At 63.3% G+C, this 19,570-nt stretch carries 22 protein-coding genes and 1 pseudogene; 14 read left to right on the top strand and 9 right to left on the bottom strand.

Annotated elements, in window-relative coordinates:
- Positions 1-19: 19 nt before the first annotated feature.
- Positions 20-427 (top strand): hypothetical protein, encoded by a 408-nt coding sequence (locus FJ970_RS08840; RefSeq protein WP_181178339.1) that lies wholly within the window; start codon positions 20-22, stop codon positions 425-427.
- Between the two features lie 45 nt (positions 428-472).
- On the opposite strand, the gene FJ970_RS08835 is transcribed toward FJ970_RS08840, so the two are convergent.
- Positions 473-1,417 (bottom strand): nucleoside hydrolase, encoded by a 945-nt coding sequence (locus FJ970_RS08835; protein ID WP_140756252.1) that lies wholly within the window; start codon positions 1,415-1,417, stop codon positions 473-475.
- 301 nt (positions 1,418-1,718) lie between these two features.
- Here FJ970_RS08835 and FJ970_RS08830 point away from each other — a divergent pair, with 301 nt between their 5' ends.
- Both FJ970_RS08830 and FJ970_RS08825 read left to right on the top strand, forming a co-directional pair.
- Positions 1,719-2,144 carry an Hsp20 family protein gene (locus tag FJ970_RS08830; protein WP_013893014.1) on the top strand — a complete coding sequence of 142 codons (426 nt, stop codon included), beginning with the start codon at positions 1,719-1,721 and terminating at the stop codon, positions 2,142-2,144.
- 64 nt (positions 2,145-2,208) lie between these two features.
- On the top strand, positions 2,209-2,466 hold the full coding sequence (locus FJ970_RS08825; RefSeq protein WP_015315721.1) for a DUF1150 family protein: 258 nt from the start codon (positions 2,209-2,211) through the stop codon (positions 2,464-2,466).
- Positions 2,467-2,537: 71 nt separating this feature from the next.
- Here FJ970_RS08825 and ptsN read toward each other — a convergent pair whose 3' ends face one another.
- From ptsN to lptC, 6 genes are all read right to left on the bottom strand, one after another.
- Complete coding sequence (gene ptsN / locus FJ970_RS08820) at positions 2,538-3,002, bottom strand: PTS IIA-like nitrogen regulatory protein PtsN (protein ID WP_019861194.1); 465 nt, start codon at positions 3,000-3,002, stop codon at positions 2,538-2,540.
- 57 nt (positions 3,003-3,059) lie between these two features.
- Entirely contained in the window at positions 3,060-3,644 is a 585-nt protein-coding gene (gene hpf, locus FJ970_RS08815; RefSeq protein WP_027143036.1) for a ribosome hibernation-promoting factor, HPF/YfiA family, read from the bottom strand.
- 264 nt (positions 3,645-3,908) lie between these two features.
- Entirely contained in the window at positions 3,909-5,435 is a 1,527-nt protein-coding gene (gene rpoN / locus FJ970_RS08810; RefSeq protein ID WP_140756254.1) for an RNA polymerase factor sigma-54, read from the bottom strand.
- 294 nt (positions 5,436-5,729) lie between these two features.
- Complete coding sequence (gene lptB, locus FJ970_RS08805) at positions 5,730-6,548, bottom strand: LPS export ABC transporter ATP-binding protein (RefSeq protein ID WP_140756257.1); 819 nt, start codon at positions 6,546-6,548, stop codon at positions 5,730-5,732.
- Complete coding sequence (locus FJ970_RS08800) at positions 6,548-7,156, bottom strand: LptA/OstA family protein (RefSeq protein WP_140756259.1); 609 nt, start codon at positions 7,154-7,156, stop codon at positions 6,548-6,550. The genes lptB and FJ970_RS08800 overlap by 1 nt, the downstream gene beginning before the upstream one ends.
- Entirely contained in the window at positions 7,143-7,856 is a 714-nt protein-coding gene (gene lptC / locus FJ970_RS08795; protein WP_140756261.1) for an LPS export ABC transporter periplasmic protein LptC, read from the bottom strand. The genes FJ970_RS08800 and lptC overlap by 14 nt, the downstream gene beginning before the upstream one ends.
- Positions 7,857-8,211: 355 nt before the next feature.
- Here lptC and sppA point away from each other — a divergent pair, with 355 nt between their 5' ends.
- From sppA to FJ970_RS08775, 4 genes are all read left to right on the top strand, one after another.
- Positions 8,212-9,168, top strand: a complete 957-nt coding sequence (gene sppA / locus FJ970_RS08790; RefSeq protein ID WP_140756263.1) for a signal peptide peptidase SppA — start codon at positions 8,212-8,214, stop codon at positions 9,166-9,168.
- Positions 9,169-9,247: 79 nt separating this feature from the next.
- A complete protein-coding gene (locus tag FJ970_RS08785; protein WP_006200394.1) occupies positions 9,248-9,532 on the top strand; it encodes an integration host factor subunit beta in 285 nt (94 codons plus the stop codon).
- Between the two features lie 41 nt (positions 9,533-9,573).
- Entirely contained in the window at positions 9,574-9,939 is a 366-nt protein-coding gene (locus FJ970_RS08780; RefSeq protein ID WP_140756265.1) for a DUF1049 domain-containing protein, read from the top strand.
- Between the two features lie 37 nt (positions 9,940-9,976).
- Positions 9,977-10,942, top strand: coding sequence for an ornithine cyclodeaminase family protein (locus tag FJ970_RS08775; protein WP_140756267.1), 966 nt, complete (start codon positions 9,977-9,979; stop codon positions 10,940-10,942).
- 60 nt (positions 10,943-11,002) lie between these two features.
- Here FJ970_RS08775 and FJ970_RS08770 read toward each other — a convergent pair.
- A pseudogene (locus FJ970_RS08770) lies at positions 11,003-11,110 on the bottom strand (transcriptional regulator); the annotation flags it as partial.
- 82 nt (positions 11,111-11,192) lie between these two features.
- On the opposite strand from FJ970_RS08770, the gene FJ970_RS08765 reads away from it, so the two are divergent.
- From FJ970_RS08765 to FJ970_RS08735, 7 genes are all read left to right on the top strand, one after another.
- Entirely contained in the window at positions 11,193-11,678 is a 486-nt protein-coding gene (locus FJ970_RS08765) for a DUF1772 domain-containing protein (RefSeq protein WP_140756269.1), read from the top strand.
- A gap of 90 nt (positions 11,679-11,768) precedes the next feature.
- Positions 11,769-12,851 carry a class I SAM-dependent rRNA methyltransferase gene (locus FJ970_RS08760; RefSeq protein WP_140756271.1) on the top strand — a complete coding sequence of 361 codons (1,083 nt, stop codon included), beginning with the start codon at positions 11,769-11,771 and terminating at the stop codon, positions 12,849-12,851.
- Position 12,852: 1 nt separating this feature from the next.
- On the top strand, positions 12,853-13,710 hold the full coding sequence (locus tag FJ970_RS08755; protein ID WP_140756273.1) for a TrmH family RNA methyltransferase: 858 nt from the start codon (positions 12,853-12,855) through the stop codon (positions 13,708-13,710).
- A 13-nt stretch (positions 13,711-13,723) separates the two neighbouring features.
- The gene (lspA, locus tag FJ970_RS08750; protein ID WP_140756275.1) at positions 13,724-14,221 is read left to right on the top strand and encodes a signal peptidase II; all 498 of its coding nucleotides are present in this window, start codon (positions 13,724-13,726) and stop codon (positions 14,219-14,221) included.
- A 55-nt stretch (positions 14,222-14,276) separates the two neighbouring features.
- Positions 14,277-15,266 carry an MDR family oxidoreductase gene (locus tag FJ970_RS08745; RefSeq protein ID WP_140756277.1) on the top strand — a complete coding sequence of 330 codons (990 nt, stop codon included), beginning with the start codon at positions 14,277-14,279 and terminating at the stop codon, positions 15,264-15,266.
- 143 nt (positions 15,267-15,409) lie between these two features.
- Complete coding sequence (locus FJ970_RS08740; protein WP_140756280.1) at positions 15,410-17,704, top strand: PAS domain-containing hybrid sensor histidine kinase/response regulator; 2,295 nt, start codon at positions 15,410-15,412, stop codon at positions 17,702-17,704.
- A gap of 240 nt (positions 17,705-17,944) precedes the next feature.
- Complete coding sequence (locus tag FJ970_RS08735; RefSeq protein WP_224613688.1) at positions 17,945-18,820, top strand: GNAT family N-acetyltransferase; 876 nt, start codon at positions 17,945-17,947, stop codon at positions 18,818-18,820.
- Positions 18,821-18,920: 100 nt separating this feature from the next.
- Here the strand turns inward: FJ970_RS08735 and FJ970_RS08730 are convergent, their stop codons facing one another.
- A complete protein-coding gene (locus tag FJ970_RS08730; protein WP_140756284.1) occupies positions 18,921-19,553 on the bottom strand; it encodes a trimeric intracellular cation channel family protein in 633 nt (210 codons plus the stop codon).
- Between the last annotated feature and the right edge of the window lie 17 nt (positions 19,554-19,570).

Genomic DNA, 19,570 nt, shown 5'->3' with positions numbered 1-19,570 from the left:
GCAGAGACATATTGAAGAATTGTACGCTGCTGCACAACTCTTCAACATGCGCAAATCAAACGTTTCCTTTCGGGATCGCTTGCTTATTTGGCAATACGAATACAGCGACGCCGTGATCGGCGTCGCTTTCTTCTGCGCCTTTGCGCTGATGAAATCCATTGCGATTGTGGGGCTTCAGGCCAATCCGGTCGTCGCAACCCAACGCGTGATGGCCGTGGTCGAATACATCAGAGTGAAGCCTATCAGCCCGTACGCTATGGTAGGTCACAATCTATACTACACCTACGATGTGCGCCTTGATGACGACAACACGCGGATATCGATAGACGACGACGTCGAGCAACCGCATCTTATTGGCTCCCTCGTTCCTATTGAACGACAACACCACAAACACGGCGTCGACACTTATCGATTGCTCAGTGGGTGACAACGCGCGCTAGTGACAAGGCGCGCTTGTCGCCTGTCCAAAACGTCAGTTAAGCCGCCCCAGCCTCTCCACCAGCAAGGCAAAAAACCCGTCATGGTCGATGTCGCGCATCACCATGGCGTTCTTTGCCCGCTTGGTCACGCCCCACCAGTCGATCACGGTCATGCCCATGGTCAGTTCCGAGGCCGTCTCGATGCTGACGTTGCAGTTGCGGCCCTTGAACAGGTCCGGCCTCAACAGGTAGGCGATGACGCAGGGGTCGTGCAGCGGCCCGCCGTCGGTGCCGTACTTCTCCTCGTCGTAACGCTCGAAGAATTCGAGCATGTCCGCCGTGGCGATGCCGACCTTGCTGCCAAGCTTGCGGAAGGCCGCGATGCGCTTGGACGTGGTCAGCGCCTTGTGGGTGACGTCGAGCGGCATCATCACGATCGGGATGCCGGACTTGAAGACCAGATCGGCGGCCTGTGGATCGACATAGATGTTGAATTCGGCGGTCGGCGTGACGTTGCCGCCTTCGAAGAAGCCGCCACCCATCAGCACGATTTCCTTGATGCGCGGTCCAATGCGCGGTTCGCGGATCAATGCCAGCGCTATGTTGGTGAGCGGCCCGAGCGGGCAAAGCGTGATAGTGCCGCTCTCCTCCTTCATCAGCGTCTGGACAATGAAATCGACGGCATGCTGCTCCTGCAGCTTCATCGTCGGTTCCGGCAGTTGCGGCCCGTTGAGACCGGTCTTGCCATGCACTTCCTCGGCGGTGACCAATTCGCGCGCCAGCGGACGGATGGCGCCGGCATAGACCTTGATATCGGGCCGGCCGGCCAGTTCGCAGATCTTGCGGGCGTTCTTTTCGGTCAGTTTCAGCGGCACGTTGCCGGCAACGGCGGTAATGCCGATGATGTCCAGTTCGCTGCTGCCGAGCGCCAACAGAATGGCGACGGCATCGTCCTGGCCGGGATCGGTGTCGATGATGATCTTGCGTGGTTGGGGCATTTCAATTCCTTGTTTGGCTGGCCATCAGCTCACCGGGCCAATCATGCGCCCGAAAGACGCCAACCAGCTGCAAGCCGCCGAACCGCTTGACGGGGAACGGTCCCGGCCTGCGCGCTTCTCCTTGCATCCGCGCGTCGTTTCAAGCGCCATGTCGAATATTCCTGTGAGTCCACGATTGGTCTTTTTGGGCGGGTCTTTTGGTGGCTTGAAGTTCGCCGCGGGGCGGACCATATCAAGGCCATCGGGAAAAATGCCATTTGGGTTTTTCCAGTTTATGTCGCTCTTGAGAGGACAGTGTAACATGAGCCGAATGACGCCTTTCTCCAGCCCGCTTCTTCTGGGTTTCGACGCCATGGAAAAGACCCTGGAGCGTCTGGCGAAGTCCGGCGACAGCTACCCTCCCTACAACATCGAGCGCCTCAGCGGTGCCGACGGCAAGGCCGAGAGGCTACGCATTACGCTCGCCGTCGCCGGTTTCGCCGAAAGCGATCTCGATGTGACAACGGAGGAAAACCAGTTGGTCGTGCGCGGCCGTCAAACCGACGACACCGAACGCGAATTCCTGCATCGCGGCATTGCCGCACGCCAGTTCCAGCGCTGCTTCGTGCTGGCCGACGGCATGCGCGTGATCGCGGCAGAGTTGAAGAACGGCCTTTTGTCGATCGATCTCGATCGGCCGGAGTCCGAACGGCTGGTACGAAAAATAAATATATCGGTGAAAGACTGATCTTCACTGATGGCTCTTATGCGGGATGGCCTTGAGCGGCGTCCTCGCGCCAAGGAGGCTTGAAATGACCAGAACTGACGAAACCATCACCATGACCAGCGGCGAATTCGCCCATCTCGGCGAGGGCTCGGTCGCCTATCTGCGCAAGGTCTCGAGCGACGAACTGCTCGGCCGCTTCCCCAACATCGGCGAAATCGCGCCCGGCATGGAGCTGTGGGCCTTGTTTGGCGCCAACGGCCAGCCGATCCTGCTTTCCGATGCGCGTGACCGCGCACTGGCCGGCGCCATGGAAAACGACCTGACCACCGTCGCCATTCACTAAGGCGGGCGGTTGACGGAAACGAAAGGGCCGCTCACGGCGGCCCTTGGGGCGATACCTTAAAAAAGATGGCTTCAGGCCGCGTGCGAGGCCTGCGTATCCGACAAAAGCGCGTGGATCGCCGCGGCATCACGCGTCCCTCTGATCTTGGCCACCGTGTCGGCGTCGCGCAGCACGCGCGCGATGCGCGACAGCGCCTTGAGGTGATCGGCACCCGCCCCTTCAGGCGCCAGCAGCAGGAACACCAGATCGACCGGTTGGTCATCCAGCGATTCGAAATCGACCGGCGTCTCCAGCCGGGCGAAAACGCCGGCGATGCGCTTCACGCCGGCGAGCTTGCCATGCGGGATGGCGATGCCGTTGCCGACGCCCGTCGAACCCAGGCGTTCGCGCTGCAGGATGGTGTCGAACACCTCCCGTTCCGGAATGCCCGAAATCGCCGCTGCCCGCTCGGACAGCAATTGCAGAAGCTGCTTCTTGGAGTTCGCCTTCAACGCCGGCAAAATCGCCGGAACGCTGATAAGATCGCTCAGATCCATGCTTGAAAATCCTTGTTCGCCTGCCGCGCCAGTCCCCACCCCTCGTGCGGCCGGCTTTTATCCCTGTGCGACTTTGGTCGTGGACGGATCGATCCAGCCGATGTTTCCGTCGGGCCGGCGATAGACGATGTTGAGATGGTCGGTTCCGGCATTGCGAAAAACAACCACCGGACTGTCCTTGGTATCGAGCTCGATGACCGCCGACGCCACCGACATGGTCTTCAGCGTCATGGTCGATTCTGCGACGATGGCCGGTGCGAAATCCTCCGGGATCTCCTCATCGTCATCGGCAAGCGGTGCCATCACGGTATAGGCAATGTCGGTCAACTCGCCATTGGCATTGCCCGAATTGTGCGATTTCAGACGGCGCTTGTAGCGCCGAAGCCGGGTCTCCAGCCGATCGGCGGCGGCCTCGAAGGCGAGCGTCGGATCCTGGGCATCGCCCGTGGCCTGCAGCGAGGCGCCGGAATCCAGCCGAATCATGCAATCCGCCGAATAGCGCGAGCCCGACTTGATGACGGTGACGTGTCCCGCGAAGCCGCGATCGAAATATTTGCCGATCGCTTCGCCGACACGATCGTTGATGCGTGTGCGGAACGCATCGCCGATATCCATGTGCTTTCCCGATATGCGCAGATTCATCTGAAAACTGACCTTCCTTGCTCAGGCTTCAAACTGGCCCGAGTTTATACTCGTGATCCGTGCGCACAAGCTTTGCGGCGTCACTCGCGCCGATTTAAATCCGAACTTTCCGGTTGATCACAAGCCGCCTTCTTGACCGTCCCGGGTCATTGTCGTGACGGACCATCCGCTAGCGGGCATCAAGCCCATCTCATGCGGGCGGGCTTCTAGCCACTTCACCGTGGCTTGTCAATGAAACTCGAAAACTGTGGAAATCGCGAACGCCTAGCGGCCGGCGCTGGCGAGCGCCCGCTTCTCGCGCCGGCGTTGCACCGACGAGGGAATATTCATGCCTTCCCGGTACTTGGCGACCGTGCGCCGGGCGATATCGACGCCGCTTTCCCTCAGCATGTCGACGATAGCGTCGTCCGACAACACATCGACGGGCTTCTCCTCGTCGATCATTTGCCTGATGCGATCACGCACCGCTTCGGAGGAATGCGCGTCGCCGCCGCCCGAGGCCGCGATCGAGGCGGTGAAGAAATAGCGCAGCTCGAACACGCCGCGCGGGGTGAGCATGTATTTGTTCGCGGTGACTCGGCTGACCGTCGATTCGTGCATGCCGATGGCGTCTGCCACCGTGCGCAGGTTGAGCGGCTTCAGATGGCGTACGCCATGGACGAGGAAAGCGTCCTGTTGGCGCACGATTTCCGAGGCCACTTTGAGGATCGTCTTTGCTCGCTGGTCGAGGCTGCGTGTCAGCCAGTTGGCGTTCTGCAGGCACTCGGCCAAGAAGTCCTTCTCCGCCTGGTTTTTCGCGTGCGGCGACACATGGGCGAAATAGATATGGTCGACCAGCACGCGCGGCAGCGTTTCGGCATTGAGCTCGACGGTCCAGCTGCCGTCATTGGCAGCCCGGACCTCGACATCGGCGACGATCGAGTCGCTGGCGCCGCCCGAAAACGCCATGCCCGGCCGCGGGTCGAGCGCCCGGATTTCGGCCAGCATGTCGAGCAAATCCTCCTCGTCGACGCCGCAGAGCCGTTTCAGCGTCTGGAAATCGCGCCGCGCCAGCAGTTCCAGATTGGCGACCAGCGCCTTCATCGCCGGATCGAGCCGGTCACGCACGGCAAGCTGCAGGGAGAGGCATTCCGCGAGATCGCGGGCAAACAGGCCGGCCGGTTCGAAGGTCTGGCATACGGCCAGCACCTTGCCCACCGCCACGCCGTCGATGCCAAGCCGCGCGGCGATCTCCGCCAGATCGGCCCGGACATAGCCGGTCTCGTCGAGCCCGTCGGTCAGCTCTCCGGCGATCAGCCGCCCTACGGGATCGGTGAAGGCAAGTGCGATCTGCTCGCCGACATGGTCGCGCAGCGTGATCGCGCTCGCCGCCATATCGCCGGCATCGAGCCCCTCGGACGAGGAGCCGCCGCCACTGCCCGAAGCCGATTTCCATTGCGCCGTCAGGTCGGGTCCGAGCCGCTCGCTGGTGCCGGGATCATCGGGAAACAGGTTTTCCAGGGACGCATCGAGCTTTTCCGAGATCGCCTCTGCGCTCCATGCCGTCTCGTTCTCGAACCAGTCGCCATCGGGGGCCGCTTGCGGCTCTGCCTCGGGCTTCTGCGCCTGATCGCTCGCGGCATCGTCCTGCGGCTCGGCGCGCTCCAGGAGCGGGTTGCGCTCGATCTCCTCGTCGATGAAATGCTCGAGCTCGGCATGGGTGAACTGCAGCAGCCGAATCGACTGCATCAGCTGCGGCGTCATCACCAGCGACTGCGACTGTCGGAGCTGTAGTTTCGCCGCTAATGCCATGATTCGGTTTCAAACGCCTCCTCTACGCGTCCGGACTTCCGGAATGAATTTCCCAGCCTGCCATAGAAACTGGCCCGGCTTTTGCTTGTCAAGGCAAAGCCTAGCAAAACTCGCTTACCGGAGCGTTATTCCGGATCAAAATCGCGGAAAACAGGTCGTCGGCGCGTAAAAAATCGTGTCAGGAAACAAATTTCACGCTGAGAGCGATTCCAGGAGCCGGGAAAGAATGGCTTTCCGATCGGAATTCCGTGAAAAAAGAGACGGGGCGGTTCGCCGTCTCAGACGGTGAAGGTCTCAGAGCGTGAAACCCTCGCCGAGATAAAGCCGCCGCACATCCGGATTTGCCACCACTTCGTCGGCGCGGCCATGGGTCAGCACCTGGCCGGCATGGATGATATAGGCACGGTCGATCAGGCCGAGCGTCTCACGCACATTGTGGTCGGTGATGAGGACACCGATGCCCCGCGCCGTCAGGTGACGCACCAATTGCTGGATGTCGGCGACGGCGATCGGATCGATGCCGGCGAAGGGTTCGTCGAGCAGCATGTAGGCCGGGCGCGTCGCCAGCGCGCGCGCGATTTCCAGGCGCCGCCTTTCGCCGCCCGAGAGCGACATGGACGGTGCCTTGCGCAGATGGCTGATGTGAAATTCCTCGAGCAGTTCGTCGAGGTTGCGCTCGCGGACCTTTCGATCCCTTTCGACCACTTCGAGCACGGCGCGGATGTTCTGCTCGACATTGAGGCCGCGGAAGATCGAGGCCTCCTGGGGCAGATAGCCGATGCCGAGGCGCGCGCGCCGATACATCGGCATCGAGGTGACGTCGAAGCCGTCGATCTCGATCGTGCCCTCATCCACCGGCACCAGGCCGGTGACCATGTAGAAACAGGTCGTCTTGCCGGCGCCGTTGGGGCCGAGCAGCCCGACGGCCTCGCCGGCGCGCACGCCCAGCGTGACGCCGCTGACGACCTTGCGGCCCTTGTAACTCTTGGTCAGACCCTTGGCGATCAAGGTTCCCTTGAACTTCGCCTTGTCGACAGTGACGGTGGCCGGAGCCGAAAGCTTGCCTGCGGCCCGTCCCGGGAGACGCGCCGTCAGCGACGACAGGCTGACCATCAGGGGTTCGTCGCTCCCGATTTCGACGCATCCGATTTCGGCGGAGGTGTGATCGACATCTGGACACGCTGCCCAGCGCATGGATCGACCTGGGCGAGCCCGCTTTTCATCTGCACGGTGAGCTTGCAGCCGACCAGGACATTGTCGTTTTGCGACAGGACGACCTTTTTGCCCGAAAGCACCAGCACCTGGCTCTTCATGTCGAAGCTGCCCTGATCGCCGGTCGCAACCTGCTGATCCGACTTGATGTAGACCTTGTCGGAAATCTCCAGGTGATCGATGTTGGCCGAACCGGTCATGGCTGCCGCCCCGGCGGCTTCGGTACCCTTCGTACCCGCGTTGGGATCCTTGACGTAGTAGACCATCATCTTGCCGGCCTTCATCAGCGTCGGCCCCTGAACGACGGTGACATTGCCCGTGAAGATGGCGACACTGTCGGCCTGGTGGACTTCCAGCTTGTCGCTTTCGATCTGGATCGGCTTGTCGCCGGCCAGTTTGAGACCCGACACCTGGCTGGCCGCCCCCGACTGCGCCAGCGACGGCGCCAGGCTGAGCAGGAACAGCGCCGAAGTCGCGGCCGCAAGCCGTGTCGAACTAGTGAGCCACATTCGCTTCTTCGCCCTTTGCCTCAGCCGCCTTCAGAACGGCGGGATCGATATTGACACGAACTTTGTTCTCGAACACCAGGATCTTGCCATTGTCCTGGACCGACATCGAATCCGCCGTGATCTGCGACCCGCCACGGCTGACATCGACGGGATCATCCGTCTTCATAGTGCCTTTGCCCATGTCGAGGAAGACCGATTTGAACTTCGCCTGCATGCCGTCGGTCGTGGTGATGGTGACGTCGCTGTTCAGTTTCATCGTGTTGCCGTCGCGATCGTAGGTACCGCGCGAAGCTTTTACAGCCGCGACATTGTCGGGAGCGATCGGCACCTTGGCGTCGATGCCTTCGAGTTCGATGATGCCTTGCGTGCTCACATCCTGTATCGCCCGCAGCGCCGTCATCGAATAGGGCTGCTTCAGCTTGGTGAAACCATTGAGTTTGGGATTGGCCATCACCAGCTTGCCGTTGGAGAAGGCGGTACCTTCGGCCTGTACCGCGACGGAAACAGGGGCGGCGAAATAGGAATAGACCGGGAAAGCGACGGCGATCAACGCGGCGGCCAAGGGCACGGCGAATTTGAGCACGCGCACGCGGCGCGAATGGCGCTGGGCGCGATTGAAAGCCTCGCCCCGCGTCCAGCCATCCGCCGGGAGAGCCAACTCCGTCTCCGGGCTGGTCGGTTCATTCGGTCGCGCTAACATGACTGCTTTCTTCTAAAACCCTGCCCCGGGAGCACCGCCTATAGGTGGGACGCCAGCGCCCTCACGCAAGCACAAGCCGACGAAAACCGCAAAAATGTGACAGCTGCCATTGCACAAACGAAACCCGGGTCGGCGCAACAGCCAGTGCTTCATAGCAGAAATAGACGTGCTTGCGTCTTTTTTCATCACCGAAGTTCTTCCCACTTACCTTGCGTCGCTCGTACAGGCCAGTCACAAAACAGACAACATGTGGACCGTCGTGCGCGGATTGCCGCGCCATGTGCGGACGGAACTGCTTCCCGATGAAGACATCATGGTCTAAAAGCGTCTCTTCCCGCTGAGTGTGAGGCTGACGATGGCATTGAGAGCCGACGACCTGATCGACCGCCGCCGCTTGCGGCGCAAGCTGACTTTCTGGCGCGTTGCGGCCTTTGGCATCGTGGCGCTCGGGGTGATTGCGCTGTCGGCATGGTTCTATGGCGACGATTTCGGCGGCTCCGCCGTCGACCACATCGCCAAGGTCAGGATCGAAGGCACCATCACCGAGGACGACGAACTGATCAAGCGGCTGGAGACCATCCGCCTGTCGCCGAAAGTAAAGGGCGTGATCCTGGTGGTCGATTCTCCTGGCGGCACGACCGTCGGCGGGGAATCGATCTACGAGGAGGTGCGCAAGCTCGCCGCCGACAAGCCTGTCGTGGCCGAGGTCGGCACGCTCGCCGCGTCGGCGGGCTACATGATCGCCAGCGCCGCCGACCATATTGTCGCCCGCAAGACCTCGATCGTCGGCTCGATCGGCGTGCTGATCCAGTATCCTGACGTCAGCGGCCTGATGGACAAGCTCGGCGTCAAGCTGGAGGAGGTTAAATCCTCGCCGCTCAAAGCCTCACCCTCGCCCTTCAAGCCGACCAATGACGACGAGCGCGCCATGGTCCGCAAGCTCATCCTCGACAGCTACGACTGGTTCGTCGGCATCGTCGCGGAACGCCGCAAGATGACCCACGAACAGGCGCTGGCGCTCGCCGACGGTTCGATCTTCACCGGCCGCCAGGGTGTTGCCAACGGGCTGATCGACGCCGTCGGCGGCGAATCCGTGGCGATCGACTGGCTGGCGACCAAGGGTGTCGATGCCAAGCTCAAGGTGGTCGAGTGGAAGGACACGGAACGGCGCGGCGGTTTCCTGTTCTCGAAGGCGATGGCACACACCATCGCCGGCGCGCTCGGCCTGCCGGACTCCGGCGGCGACGTCATCCACGAACTTGGCGCCGACCGCTTGTTTCTTGACGGTCTCGTTTCCGTCTGGCACCCTTGAGACGCGTTGGGACAGCTGAAAAAGCAAATAAAATCATCCTGATAATTTTGGCCGAACTGCTTTCACGGGGACCCGTCTGATGATCAAGTCCGAGCTTGTGCAGATTATTGCCACGCGCAATCCGCATCTTTTCCTGCGCGACGTCGAAAACATCGTCGGCGCGATCTTCGATGAAATCACCGACGCGCTTGCCGAGGGCAACCGGGTCGAATTGCGCGGTTTCGGCGCTTTTTCGGTGAAGAACCGACCCGCCCGCACCGGCCGCAACCCGCGCACCGGCGAATCCGTCGAGGTCGAGGAGAAATGGGTGCCGTTCTTCAAGACCGGCAAGGAACTGCGTGAAAGGCTGAACGGCGGCAAGTAGCCGGACGACCTTGTCCCGGCCGGCTTGCGACGGAAATTATCATGCTCAATCGTTTCATGCTCATCGTGGTCTTCGTGCCCCTGGCGATCATCCTGATCGCCTTGGCCGTCGCCAACCGCGAACTCGTCGCCTTCACGCTGGACCCGTTCAACCCCGGCAATCCCAAGCTGACGCTGACCTTGCCTCTGTTCATCTTCCTGTTCCTGGCGCTCGCCATCGGCATGATCGTCGGCAGCCTGGCGACCTGGGTCAAGCAGGGCCGCTACCGCAAGCTGGCGCGCCAGCGTGGCGTCGAGGCCGAAAACCTGCGCCAGGCGGTCCGCGCGCCTTCAATGCCGCAAGCCCCGGTCCAAGGATCAGCCCAGGGGTCAGCCCAGGGGTCAGCATTGCCGAAGCCCACCAATTGAAGCGCCGGCCGGCGCATTTCTTTTCACGGAGCTTTTCATGCTGACCATTTCGGCGGCGGAGGTCGATCGTGCACTGACCTTTCCTGGACTGGTCGAGACGCTGCGCGCGGCTTTTCGCGAGGGCGCGGTGCAGCCAGTCAGGCATCATCATGCGGTCGAAAGGCCCGACGGTGCGGCGTCGACCCTGCTGCTGATGCCGGCCTGGACCGATTTTCACGCCGCGGGCGGTTCCGCCGGCGGCCATATCGGCGTCAAGATCGTCACCGTCTCGCCCGACAACAACGCGATCGGCAAGCCCGCCGTGATGGGGCTCTACCTCCTGCTCGATGGCGGCACCGGCGAACCGGAAGCGCTGATCGACGGCCAGCGGCTGACGCAGTGGCGCACGGCCTGCGCCTCGGCGCTCGCGGCATCCTATCTCGCCCGTGACGATGCCTCGCGGCTGCTGGTGGTCGGCGCCGGCGCGCTGTCACCCTTCCTGGCCAAGGCGCACAGCGCCGTGCGGCCAATCAAGACCATCCGCATCTGGAACCGTACCCCGGCCAACGCCGAGAAAGTCGCGGCCGAGCTGCGCGCCGAGGGCTTCGCAGCCAGCGCCGCGACCGATCTCGATGCCGAGCTTGGCCAGGCCGACATCGTCTCCTCGGCGACAATCACCACCACGCCGCTGATCAAGGGCGCACTGCTGCGGCCAGGGACCCATGTCGATCTGGTTGGCGGCTTTACCCCGACGATGCGCGAAAGCGATGACGAGGCGATCTTGCGCGCCCGCGTCTATGTCGACACCCGCGCCGGCGCCACCAAGGAGGCCGGCGACATCGTCCAGCCACTGGCCTCCGGCGTGCTGAAACCGGAAGCCATCGTCGCCGACCTGCACGAACTGACGCGCGGCCAGAAGCAAGGCCGCGGTAGCCCTGACGAGATTACGCTGTTCAAGTCGGTTGGCGCAGCACTCGAGGACTTGGCCGCCGGCATTGCCGTCTACAAGGCGCTCAGAGGCTAGCTCAAGCGAGTTTGGCGCCCATCGCCCCTGCGATCAGGGCGAAATCGGCCGCGCCACAAAGGTGCGGACCGAAATCCCGAGATCATCGGCCAGCACCCGCCCGCTCACCGGCCAGCGGTGCCGGCGCAGCGACTTGATCAGATCGAGCAGGCGTTCGGAACGGGACATGGACGACGATAAGGGCCAGGGCTGAGGCAACGGCAAGTGGCGACGGTTAGGAACGGCTTCGGCCCGGAACCGTTGTTGCGTCATGCGAATACATGGCTTCCTGCTGTTCTGGTCTGTCTTGACCGCCACCATCGCTGCGCTCAGCCTCGGACCGTCCTTCGCCCATGTCCTGGAATCGGCGCCCCGGCTCACCCGGTGGTCCCCGGCGCTTTGGCGCGAGGCGACCGTTTTCAATGGCCAGTTCCTGCTCTTCGCAATCGTTGGCGCGCCGCTGGATGTCGCGGCGGTCGCCTGCCCGGGACTGCTGGCATGGCTGCTGCGCGAGGATCGGTCGGCGTTCTCGTTCGCACTCGCCGCCACCTTGCTCTATGCGCTGTCCCTCGTGCTTTGGTTCGTTCTCGTCAAAGCGGCCAATAACGTTCTCGCCACCTGGGTGCCAGGCCCGATTCCCGACAATTTCGAAGCCATACGGCTGCGCTGGGAGACCGGCCACATGGCGGTCACGGCGGCCAAGGCTGCCGGTTTCGTTTCGCTGCTTGTCGCCCTGCTTTCGATCGGGCGTGGCTGAGCCGTTCGCAATCGCAATGTTGCGCGGGTTTGTTGCGCCGATGGGCATAGCTGTGGCAGAAGCGGGCCGAACCGCCGGAGAAGCTGCCTCTTGAAGTCTTTTCGCGACAAACGCCGCGACGGCCGACCGCACCCAGCGAAGAGCGGGACCGTAGAGCCGCGCCCCGCCGAGAATCGGTCCGCGGTCAAGCCAGATCCCAGGCCGCGCGAACAGCACAATGTGAAACCGGAAAACCAGCCGAAATCCGCGCCGCGCATCCTCGCCCGCCGCGAAGGCGCGCTGCCCGCTGAGCAACTTCCGGTAATCCTCGAGGTAGCTCCCAACGCGGACTACGCGCTGCTCGACAGCGGCGCCGGCCAAAAGCTCGAACAATACGGCCCCTACCGCATCGTGCGCCCCGAGGGCCAGGCGATCTGGCAGAAGGCCCTGCCGGCAAGGGACTGGGAGCGCGCCGACGCGATCTTCACCGGCGACACCGACGAGGAAGGCATCGGCCGCTGGCGTTTTCCCAAGACACCGCTAGGCGAAACCTGGCCGATGAAGCATGACGGCATCGACTATCTCGGCCGTTTCACCTCGTTTCGCCATGTCGGCGTCTTTCCCGAGCAGGCCTCGCACTGGGACCATATGGCGGGCTTGATCGTGGCGGCCAGGCGGCCGGTCAAGGTGCTCAACCTGTTCGGCTATACCGGCCTTGCCTCGCTGGTGGCCGCGCGCGCGGGCGCGGAGGTCACTCATGTCGACGCCTCGAAGAAGGCGATCGGCTGGGCGCGGGAGAACCAGGAGATGGCCGGCCTTGGCGCCAAGCCGATCCGCTGGATCGTCGACGACGCGGTGAAGTTCGCCGAGCGCGAGGAGCGTCGCGGCAGCCGCTACGACATCATCCTGTTCGATCCGCCGGCCTATGGCCGCGGCCCCAAGGGCGAGGTCTGGCAGTTGTTCGAGGACCTGCCTGATCTGACGGACCTCTGTCGCTCGATCCTGACCCCGAAGCCGCTTGCCGTGGTACTGACCGCCTATTCGATCCGCGCCTCCTTCTTCGCCATCCACGCTCTGATGCGCGACACCTTCGCCGGCATGGGCGGCAAGGTCGAATCGGGTGAGTTGATCATCCGTGAAAAGTCCGCCGGCCGGGCGCTTTCGACTTCACTGTTTTCGCGCTGGGTGGCTTGACATGAACGAACGGCACGCCGGCGCGCCTGGCCAGGTGAAGGAAGTCACCAGCCTCGCCAACCCGCTGGTCAAGGACATCAAGGCGCTCGCCTTGAAGAAATTCCGCGACCAGCAGAACGCCTTCATGGCCGAGGGGCTGAAGCTGGTCATCGACGCGCTCGACTTGGGCTGGCAGATCAGGACGCTTGTTTTCGCCAAGGCCGGACGCGGCAACGCGGCCGTGGAAAAAGTCGCGGCGCGCACGGTTGCAGCCGGGGGTACCGTGCTCGAAGTGTCGGAAAAGGTGCTTGTCGCCATCACCCGCCGTGACAATCCGCAAATGGTGGTCGGCGTCTTTTCGCAAAAATTCCTGGCCCTGAAGGACATCCGTGCCGACAATGGCGACGTCTGGGTGGCGCTCGACCGGGTGCGCGATCCCGGCAATCTCGGCACCGTCATTCGCACGGTCGATGCCGTCGGCGCCAAGGGCGTCATTCTGGTCGGCGACACCACCGATCCGTTTTCCGTCGAGACGGTACGCGCCACCATGGGATCGATCTTCGCCGTGCCAGTGGCGAAGGCAACGACCGAAGCATTCCTTGCCTGGCGCGGCGGCTTTTCAGGTCTCGTCGCCGGCACGCATCTGATGGGCGCGGTCGATTACCGCTCGGTCGATTTTTCCCGCGGGCCAGTACTTTTGATGATGGGCAATGAGCAACAGGGCCTGCCCGAAAGCCTGACGGCAAGCTGCGACAGGCTGCTCAGGATTCCGCAGGCGGGCCGTGCCGATTCGCTCAATCTCGCGGTCGCCACCGGCATCATGCTGTTCGAGATCCGGCGCGGCGCGCTGAAGCTCGAACCAATCCCGGACCAGCAATGAGGGTTGCCCAATCGTGAAATCATGGTCTCCCTACGCGCTGCTCGTCATCGTCGCCATCGCGCTCGACCAATGGATAAAGGCACTGGTCGAGGCCGGCCTGCCCTTCCAGGAAAAGCTCGACCTCCTGCCCTTCCTGGCGCTGTTTCGCACCTATAATACGGGCATCGCCTTCTCGATGTTCTCCTCCTTCGGCGACACCGGCCTCGTGGTCATCGCCGTGCTGGTCGTGGCTTTCGTGCTTTACCTTGCCACGCGGACGCCATCGGGCCACGTCATCACCCGCATCGGCTTTGCGCTGATCATCGGCGGCGCGGTGGGCAATCTGATCGACCGTGCCGTCTACGGCCATGTCATCGATTACATCCTGTTCCACACGCCGGTCTGGTCCTTCGCCGTCTTCAACCTTGCGGATGCCTTCATTTCCGTGGGCGCGGCACTGGTCGTCTTCGACGAACTCATCGGCTGGCGGCGTGAACCGAAACCTTCGAACGCCAAGCCTTCCAAAGATTGACCCCAAGCGGCCATCGCCGCACAGTCAGACGCCAAGCAAGTTCGCGGAGAGAAAGATGACCGAAACCTTCAAAGCCATCCTCGTTTCGCGCGATGCCGAAAAAAAACAGTCGGTCGCCGTGACCGATCTCACCGACGCCGATCTGATGGAGGGCGACGTCACCGTCGCGGTCGAGGCGACGACGGTGAACTACAAGGATGGACTGGCCATATCGGGCAAGGCGCCGGTGATCCGCCGATGGCCGCTGGTGCCGGGCATCGACCTCGCCGGCACCGTCATCTCCTCTTCCAATCCCGAGTGGCGCAAGGGCGACAAGGTCATCCTGAACGGCTGGGGCGTCGGCGAAATCCATTTCGGCGCCTATGCCGGGCGCGCCCGCGTCAAAGGCGACTGGCTGGTGCCTCTGCCGGAAGGCATGAGCGCGCATGATGCCATGGCGGTCGGCACCGCCGGCTACACGGCCATGCTCTGTGTCATGGCGCTGGAGCGGCACGGCATCCTGCCCGATCGCGGCCCTGTCGTGGTGACGGGCGCCGCCGGCGGCGTCGGTTCGGTCGCGGTCTCGATCCTGTCCAGCCTCGGCTACCATGTTATCGCCTCGACCGGCCGCAATGCCGAAAGCCCTTATCTGATCAACCTTGGCGCCGCCGAGGTGATATCGCGCGACGAGCTCAACCAGCCTGCCAAGCCGCTCTCCAAGGAGCGCTGGGCCGGCGGCATCGATTCGGTCGGCAGTCACACGCTGGCCAACGTTCTGTCGATGACCTCCTATGGCGGGGCGGTCGCCGCCTGCGGCCTGGCCGGCGGCATGGATCTGCCGTCGAGCGTCGCTCCCTTCATCCTGCGCGGTGTCTCGCTGCTCGGCATCGATTCGGTGATGGCGCCGAAGGCCGTACGCCTCGAGGCCTGGCGGCGCATCGGCGCCGATCTCGATGTCGACAAGCTTGCCAGCCTGTCCACGACCATCGGCTTCGACGGCATCATCGGTGCGGCACACGACATCGTCGATGGCAAGATCCGCGGTCGCGTCGTCGTCGACATGTGACCGACACAGGGATCGCAGGCGCCGGACGGAATTGCCACATCGGCTGGCAAATCCGTCGCCGCCGGGTCAAAAATGCCCGATCCGCTAAAATTCGAACGATCCCCCGCAATTTTCCATAATCTCTGTCTGGCAATGGATTTCGCATGATCGCGGAATCCGACAGCCAGCAGGCCGACGCTGGCGACGACACCGATGCGGCGCCGGCGCAAGCGCCGGCATCCGTGCGGCGGTTTATCGCCGCGCCGCCGCTGGTGCCCGATCAGCAGCCGGCCAAGCGCGAAGGCCTGCCGATACTGACCTTCGTTGCCGTTCTGGTGCTGGCCGGCCTCTCCTACCTGACCGGGGCGCCGGCCTTCATCAGTCTGGCGTTGCTGGTAACCGGCCTTGCCGGCCTGGCCATGCACCTGCACGCCAGACGCAGCGTACGCCGCAGTACGGTGCTGCTCGACGAAACCACCGCCCGCAACCGCGCCGAGATCGAGACGCTGGCCGACCGCATGTGGGAGATGCAGGAAAGCGAGGAGCGCTTTCGCGGTCTCATCGACGCGCTCGGCGATCTCGTCATCCATCGCGACCGCGACGGTTACATCGTCTATGCCAACAAGGTGTTCGCCGACCTCGTCGAAACCGACCAACGCGACCTTGCCGGCAAGACGCTTGCCGAGCTCGGCATCGAGGTCGGCCTCGTTCCCGATGCTGCTTTCTCCGACCATGAATGCCTGAGTTCCACCGACGTTGCCATCCGCACGCCGACCGGCCCGCGCTGGTTCTCGTGGATCGAGCTATCGGTGCGCGACAAGGACAGCAATGCCGTCTCGCATCGCGCCATCGCCCGCGACATCACCGCACGCAAGCGCGCCGAATCGTCCATGATCACCGCGCGCGAGCGGGCAGAGTTCGCAAGCCAGGCAAAGTCGCGCTTCCTCGCCACCGTCAGCCATGAGATCCGCACGCCGATGAACGGCATCATGGGCATGGCCAGGCTGCTCGCCGACACCAGCCTGTCGCCGGAGCAGCAGACCTATGTCGGCGCCATCTCGACCTCGGCCAGCGCCTTGCTTGCCCTGATCGAGGACCTGCTCGACTATTCCAAGATCGAGGCCGGACGCTTCGATCCCGAACCGCAGCCCATGTCCGTGCGCGAGATCGCCGACAACATCATCGAACTGATGGCCGCGCGCGCCTTCGCCAAGAATATTGGCCTCGGCTGCCATGTCGAACCGGACGTGCCGCAATTGATCACCGCCGATCCGGGCCGGGTCAGGCAGGTGCTGCTCAACCTCATCGGCAACGCCATCAAGTTCACCGACGGCGGCGGCGTGCTGGTCAGCGTCGCGCGCGCCCGCACCGAGATCAGCGACCGCATCTGCTTCACCATCGCCGATACCGGTCCTGGCCTGCGCGACGAGGACATGGAGCGCATCTTCGAGGAGTTCGAGCAGGCCGACGGCACCTCGACGCGCACGCATGGCGGGGCCGGATTGGGACTTGCCATCTCCAAGCGCCTGGTGACCGCCATGGGCGGCACGATTTCGGTTTCCAGCCGGCTTGGCCAGGGATCGGAATTCGTCTTCGAAATCCCGGCCATGTCGGCCACCGAGCCGCCGCAGGGCCGGCAGGACGCGCTTGCCGGCCGGCGCGCCGTGATCCTGTCCAAGAACACCGTCGAGGCCGACGCCATCGCCCGCACCATCCGCGCCAATGGCGGCGTGGCCGGCATCGCCACCACCGTGGCTCAGGCCGCTTCCTTTGCCGACGGCTGCGACGTGCTTCTCGTCGACGCGGCCATGGAAGAGAGTGACGGAAGGCTGCTCAAGCGGCTTCGCCAGCATGGATTCTCCAATTGCGAAGCCATCACGCTGATTGCCCCCACCGAACGCGGCATGCTTGGCGAGTTTCGCGCCAGCGGCTACGCGACATTCCTTGCCCGGCCAGTGCGCGGAGGAACACTTTTGCGTGTCCTTTTGAGCAGCCACGCACCGGTCCTCGCCCCGCCGCAGCCGGAAAAACGCCGCGCACCGGCACTTCGTCCGTCAGGCGGACGCCAGCAGGGCCTGTCAGTGCTGATCGCCGAGGACAACGACATCAATGCCATGCTGGCCCGCGCAACGCTGCTGAAGGCCGGGCATCGCGTCAAGGTGGTCGGCAACGGCAAGGCCGCCGTCGAGGCGGTCACCGGCGCCAGCCACAACCGCCGCTTCGACGTGGTGCTGATGGATCTGCATATGCCGGTCATGGACGGGCTGGACGCCATTGCCGCGATCCGCCGCCATGAAGAGGAGACATCCGTCCCGCCCGTGCCGATCATGGTGCTGTCGGCCGACAGCCAGGAAAAGACCCGCCATGCGGTGCTTGCCCACGGCGCCAGCGGCTTCGTCACCAAGCCGCTCGACCCCGATGCGCTGGTCAGCGCCGTCGAAGGCCAGGTCGCCGCCTGAGCCGCCTTTTCCCGGTGCGTGGCTGACGAAGACCACCAAAAAAGCAGCCCGGTTTCGGCGCCCGCGAAGGCGACGCGCCCAGGGACTTGTGACGCAACGTAGCCGGTTGACCGTTTTCGCCAGCCGACGAAGTATTGCCCGCGACGCCGTATCACGGTACTGTCACAATCCTGTTGCACCTACACCGTATCCCCGTGCCAAGAGGGATGGCTCGAAGGAGAATCACTCGTGCATACAGTTATGCCGGAATGTGACACTCGGCCGAACGCCAGCAGCGCCTTGCTCGCAGGACGTAATGTCGATTCCGTCATAAAAGGCGCAGCGCTCGGCCGTATCGGCAACCTCGAAGTGCGGCTCGCCCGCAACGAGGCCGAGATCGCGGCTGCGCAGGAAGTGCGTTACCGTGTATTCTATGACGAGCTTGGCGCCAGGAAGGATCTGTTCCAGGCGCATGACCGTCGCGACGCCGACCGCTTCGACCCGCTCTGCGACCATCTGCTCGTCCTCGATACCACGCTTTCCGGCCCTGAGCACCGCCGCATCGTCGGCACCTATCGCTTGCTGCGGCAAGAAATCGCGGCAACCGCCGGCGGCTTCTATTCCGAAGGCGAATTCGAGCTGACCAAGCTCATCGCCCGCCATCCCGGACAGCGTTTCCTCGAACTCGGCCGTTCCTGTGTCTTGCCCGAATACCGTTCGAAGCGCACCATCGAGGCGCTATGGCAAGGCATCTGGGCCTATATCAATCACTACGAAATCGGCGTGATGACCGGCTGTGCCTCATTCCACGGCACCGTGCCGGCCGCGCATGCCGAGGCGCTCACCTATCTCGCCCATCATTGCCGCACCAACTCGGCCTGGGACGTGCGCGCGGTGTCCGGGCGCTATTGCTCCATGGACCTGATGCCGATCGAGGCGGTCAACACCAAGGCGGCGATCGCGGCGATGCCGCCTCTGGTCAAGGGATATCTGCGGGTAGGCGCTCGCATAGGCGATGGTTGCGTCATCGACCGCGAATTCTCCACGGTCGACATTTTCGTCGTGATGCCGGTCAAGGAGATCGGCGCCCGTTACGTCAACTATTATGGCGGGGAAGCGCAGCGCTTCGCCGCGTGAGCGAGTAGGCAGTAGGCAGTAGGCAGTAGGCAGTAGTGAAGACGCCACGATTCACGCTTCGGCGACTACTGACTATTTCCCTACTCCCTACTCCCTTCTTTCACGGAATGTCTTCCGGCCGCCGGCCGGGCCGGCTCTTGTAGGATGGAAACGTCCAGCCGAAACGGAGCGCACCGCCGCGCACCGCGAACGCCGCGGCGAAGCCGGCCAGCTCTGAAACGATCGGCGGCAATCCTGTGACGTCGCCAGCCGTGAAGATTGCAGCGCCCGCGAGAGCGGCCGTAACATAGATTTCCGGTCTCAGCAGCACCGAGGGTTCGCCGGCCAGCAGATCGCGCAGGATGCCGCCTGACGTGGCGGTGAGCACGCCGGTAATGACGGACACGACCGGCGAACCGGTAATGGCCAGCCCCTTGGCAGCACCCATCACCGAAAAAGCGGCCAGTCCGATGGCGTCGAGCCAGAGCAGCCATTTCCAGCGGGACTCGACACGGTGCGCAGCAAAGAACACCAGCACCGCGACCGCCGCGCAGATCAGCACGTAGCTGGAGTTGGCGACCCAGAAAACCGGTAGATTGAGGATGACGTCGCGAAGCGTGCCGCCGCCGATGCCGGTGACACTGGCCAGGAACAGGAAGCCGATAATGTCGAGCTGTTTGCGCGAAGCCGCCAACGCCCCCGTCGCCGCGAAGACGGCAACTCCGGCATAATCGAGAAGGGCGATGGGGTTCATGGGCTGAGTGAGTAGTG

This window comes from Mesorhizobium sp. B2-1-8 (assembly GCF_006442545.2).
Taxonomy (GTDB): Bacteria; Pseudomonadota; Alphaproteobacteria; order Rhizobiales; family Rhizobiaceae; genus Mesorhizobium.
This window is presented reverse-complemented; position numbering and strand designations above follow the sequence as displayed.